We start from the raw sequence: 4,482 nt of genomic DNA, 5'->3' as shown, positions 1-4,482 counted from the left end.
GTCCTGAAGGAACTGATCGAACAGGTAGCCATTGGCGGCGTGCAGTTCGACGCCGTCGAAGCCGGCCTCCTTGCCGCGAACCGCAGCCGTGCGGAAACTTTCGACAAGCTCGGCGATTTCGGGGATCGTCAGCGCGCGGCTCGGCGTGTTCGGGACCCAGCCTGCTTACGTGTAAGCGACGCCGCCGTGCGGCACGGCGGAGGGGGCTACCGGCTGAACGCCGCCCGGCTGCAACTGGCTGTTGGACTGGCGCCCGGCGTGATACAGCTGCAGGAAGATGCGGCCGCCTTTGGCGTGTACGGCATCCGTCACCTGCCTCCAGCCGGCGATCTGGCTGTCGTCGTAGAGGCCCGGCGCACCGAGGTAGCCGTTGCCGTTGGGTGCAGCGATGGTGGCCTCACCGATCAGCAAACCGCCTTCCGAGGCGCGCTGGGCATAGTACTCGGCCATCAACGGACCGGGCTTGGCGCCTTCTTCGGCGCGCATGCGGGTGAGCGGCGCCAGCACGACGCGATGGGAAAATTCGTAAGGACCAACTTTGACTGTGGAATGAAGCTTGGACATGATTTCCTCGAGATTGAGTGGCTGGTGACGTTTGATCAACAGCGGCCTTTCGACCTTGAGGAGAAGTGTATGGACGGACGGGGATAAGAAAAATAGGCTAAGGTTCCGAATATATAGGACAGCAAAGTCCGCAATCGGGTCGTTCGGTGCTAAACGGGTCGAGCCCAACACCGCGCTCGCCTGTTACTTCTGACATTTGCGAGCATCAGAAAATAAGGCTAAGGTACCCGCGTTATCGGACAGATATGTCTTTAAACGGCCTAGGGACGCGATGATGGACAGCCTCAGCGGTATTTCGATGTTTGTGCAGGTGGCTGAAACCCGCAGCTTTACCGAGGCGGGACGTCTGCTCGGCGTATCGTCTTCAGCGGTGGGCAAAAGCATTGCGCGCACCGAGGAACGGCTGGGCGTGCGGCTCTTTCATCGCAGCACGCGCAGCATCACGCTTACGGCCGAAGGGGCGTTGTTCCTGGAACGTTGCCGACGCATCCTCGGCGAAGTCGAAGCGGCGGAAGCCGAGTTGTCCGATGCCGCCGGAAGTCCGCGCGGCAGGCTGCGGATCAGCACACCGCAACTGTCCGCGCTGATCATGCCGGCGCTCGATGGCTTCATGATGCAGTACCCGGACATCGAACTCGATGTCGATCTCTCCGATCGCATGGTGGATATCATCGAAGAGGGCTTCGATGCGGTCATACGCACCGGCGAGCAGCACGATTCGAGGCTGGTATCGCGGCGCCTTGGGTCCTGCGGGCAGGTGCTGGTCGCTTCAACTGGCTATCTCCTGGAGCATGGGGTACCCATCCATCCTTCCGAGCTTGTCCGACACGCCTGTCTGCTGCATAGGTTTCCCGCCAGCGGCAAGCTGGAGCGCTGGCCGTTTCAGCTCGCGGCGTCCGAAGCGGAGCCGGAGTTGCCGCATACCTTCGTCAGCAACACCATCGAAATGCTGGCCTTCCTGGCGCTTCAGAACAAAGGTCTCGTCTTCGTGCCGACCTTCCTCGTGCGGGATGCACTGGCGAGCGGTGCGTTACAGATCGTGCTCGACGATTTCATCGACCAGACCGTCACCTTCTGGATCTTGTGGCCGGCTAGCCGATACGCGTCGCCGAAGCTGCGTGTTTTCATCGACTACGTCAGCCAGAATTTGCAAATCTAAAGCTGAGAGGACTCAACTGTCCGAAATGATCGGAATCTCAGCCTGTTTATCTCCAATCTCCTGAACTCTACTATCTCCCTCTTGCTGCGCAGAGGGTCTGCACAGCCTTAACGTGGAGAGTTCTTGTGAACAGTATCGTCAGGCGGGCAACAGGCTCCGGCAAAATCAGGGTGGGCATCGTTGGACTCGGCCATTGGTCGGAATATGGGCACCTGCCTTCACTGAAACTGCTGCCGGAATATGAACTGACCGCTGTGTACAGCCGTAGGCAGGAAAAGGCGGCATCGCTGGTCGCGCGTCATGGATTCAAATACGCGGTTGCCTCGCTACAGGAACTGGTGTCGCATCCGGAAGTCGATCTCGTACTCGTGTTGACGCCCGCGTTCCAGCACGAAGAGGGCATCCGCGCCGCCATCGATGCGGGTAAAGACGTGTACTGCGAGTGGCCGCTGACGCCAAGCACCGCATTGTCCAGGGAGTTGCTTGCGCTGGCCGGCAAGGCGGGCGTGCGCACCATTGTCGGTCTGCAACGGCGCCTCAATCCGGGCTACCGTTATGTCCGCGATTTGCTGGACCGGGGCGAGATCGGCGAAGTACGCTCAGTGCGCCTGCACGTGAGCGTAGAGTACTTCCAGCGTGAACGGCCTGCTTCGCTCTACTACACGATCCCCGAAGAGAACTTCTCCAGCCTGCTGTCGATCTACGGCGGCCATTTCCTGGATGCCTTGTTTTCGACGATGGTGGGCTATCCGCAGAACTTATCGGCCCTGACTGTCAACCAGTTCAAGGAAGTCACGCTGGTGGAAACCGGAGAAACACTGCCGCACACGAGCCCTGACCAGGTCGTGCTGGCCGCGACCTTCGCCAATGGCGCCGTGTTGACGGTCCATCTCGAGGCGGGAAAGCGCAATAACTTCGGCGTGCAACTCGACATTACAGGTAGCAAGGGCGATCTGAAAATCTCGAACACCACCAGTTTCGGCGACATCTTCAATCGCATAGAAATCGCGAGGGGTGACGCACAACCTCTGACCGAAATAACTATTCCGGCGGAATATGAATCGCTGCCGCCAAGTGAACTCGGAGCGAGTGTTCAGGAGTTGGCGAACTTGTACTGCGCCCATGCGCGTGACGTCAGGACCGGTTCGTCGCTTGCGCCCACCTTCGCGGACGCGATCCGGATGCATGAACTGATGGACCAGATCGTGGCATCGGATCGCACGGGCCAGCGCGTCCCACTATCGTTCAGTTCGCCCGGGTAAGCCGGACAGATGGCTCGACCATCCCTCGGGCGATGTCCAGGTCATGAGCGCCGGCACGGGCACCCGCCACGCCGCGCGCCCTCACCAGTTGTCACGCATCGGAATCGACTCGACTGATCCCGTCGCCAGTGCAAGCGCCGCTGCGGCCGACAACGCACTGCTGTAACTATCCGCGTCCACGTTCTTCGCCGCCAGCAGTTGATTCTGCGCGAGCAGCGCGTCAGTGACCGAACCGACGCCTTGGGCGTAGGCGCCGAACGCGGCGTCATAGGTGGTTTGGGTCGCAGCCAGCAATTCTTTAGCAGCGGCCTGCGCGGCCAAACTCGTCTGCAGCATATTCTGCGCGGCAACGATTTGCCGAACCGCTTCTTCACGGTTTCGCGTCAGACGGGTCGACGCGCTGTCGGCATCGTTGCGCGCCTGCGCGAGCACCGCGGATCGTAAGCCGCCGTCGTACAGCGGAATCGTCACGCCGACTATCACGCTGCCACCGTATCGGCCACCGGTCAGGTTCACCGTCGGCAATTGCTGGCCGATGGCCGGCACCGCCGAAATCGACGAACTGCCGGTGTTGTACGCTCCCGTCGCCGAGACGAATACCTTCGGCATGAAGTCCGACTCGGCCGCCTTCACTTTCGCCAGATTGACCCGCTCGGCCGCATAGGCGCTCAACACGTCCGGGCGGCGGGCGATGGCGGACGACACGATCCGCTCGATCGAGTCGCTGGTCGGCGCCGGCAGGGTGTGCGCCGGCATCTCCGCGATCCTGGGCTTCGACAGCGGAGAAATCCCCATCGCCGAGATCAGCGCGAGATAGCTGTTGCTTTCGACGCCCTGCGCCTGGACTAGCGCGAGCTTGGCCTGCGCGCGATTCTGATTGGCCTGCGCCACTTCGATCACGGTGCCGATGCCATGCTTGTAGCGCGACTGTGCCGCAGCCAGGATTGCGTTGGCATTACTGAGGCCTTGTTGCGTCGTGGCGATGCGGGCGCGCGCGGCCTGGTACGAATAGAACGCGACGCTGACGTCGAAAATGACCTGTTGATGGACCGCGGTGAAGCCGATGTTCGCCATCACCGATGCCTGCGACGCGGCCTCGACGCGCGCGGCCCGTCCGCCAAAATCGAACAGCAGCCATTGCAGCGCGACCACCGAAGTCGTGCCATGCCCCGTCACGCTGGCTGACGAATCGCCGAATGCCGGTGAGATCGAATCATGAAAGCCGGCGTACTGTCCCATCGCCGCGACCGACAGTTGCGGAAGATAGGCGCTCTTCGCGATGCCGGCCGCGAGCGCCACATTGCGCGCGTCGTTCCAGGCGATGCGGGTCAGCGGGTTCTCCGATTCCGCCAGATCGATCAGTTCGGGTAGCCCGTATGCATGCGCTTGCTCTAACGCTGGCGGAGGGGGCACGGCGGCGAGTGCGGGATTGACGGGCAACGGGTAGCCGCGCGCGGCGGCCGCTGAGTTAGCCGAGTTAGCCGACCCGGCCGCCGC

General features: G+C 61.8%; 3 protein-coding genes and 1 pseudogene. 2 read left to right on the top strand and 2 right to left on the bottom strand.

Annotation, left to right across the window (positions count from 1 at the left end):
• Positions 1 to 564 (bottom strand): annotated as a pseudogene (locus WCA53_RS14395) (alkene reductase); the annotation flags it as partial.
• A 274-nt stretch (positions 565 to 838) separates the two neighbouring features.
• Here WCA53_RS14395 and WCA53_RS14390 point away from each other — a divergent pair.
• Both WCA53_RS14390 and WCA53_RS14385 read left to right on the top strand, forming a co-directional pair.
• Positions 839 to 1,723: a LysR substrate-binding domain-containing protein gene (locus WCA53_RS14390; RefSeq protein ID WP_423911346.1), complete on the top strand. Its 885-nt coding sequence runs from the start codon at positions 839 to 841 to the stop codon at positions 1,721 to 1,723.
• Positions 1,724 to 1,848: 125 nt separating this feature from the next.
• Positions 1,849 to 2,985 carry a Gfo/Idh/MocA family protein gene (locus tag WCA53_RS14385; protein WP_423911342.1) on the top strand — a complete coding sequence of 379 codons (1,137 nt, stop codon included), beginning with the start codon at positions 1,849 to 1,851 and terminating at the stop codon, positions 2,983 to 2,985.
• Positions 2,986 to 3,066: 81 nt separating this feature from the next.
• On the opposite strand, the gene WCA53_RS14380 is transcribed toward WCA53_RS14385, so the two are convergent.
• Positions 3,067 to 4,482 (bottom strand): TolC family protein (locus WCA53_RS14380; RefSeq protein WP_423911339.1); only part of this gene is annotated, 1,416 nt, incomplete at its 5' end.

The organism is Caballeronia sp. (genome assembly GCF_049581465.1).
Taxonomy (GTDB): Bacteria; Pseudomonadota; Gammaproteobacteria; order Burkholderiales; family Burkholderiaceae; genus Caballeronia.
Note: the sequence above shows the minus strand (reverse complement) of the source record. Positions and strands in the feature narration are given on the sequence as shown.

What these genes read in the sequence shown, in the direction of transcription:
- WCA53_RS14390 (WP_423911346.1), top strand. Translation starts at nt 839, where the DNA reads ATGGACAGCCTCAGCGGTATTTCGATGTTTGTGCAGGTGGCTGAAACC.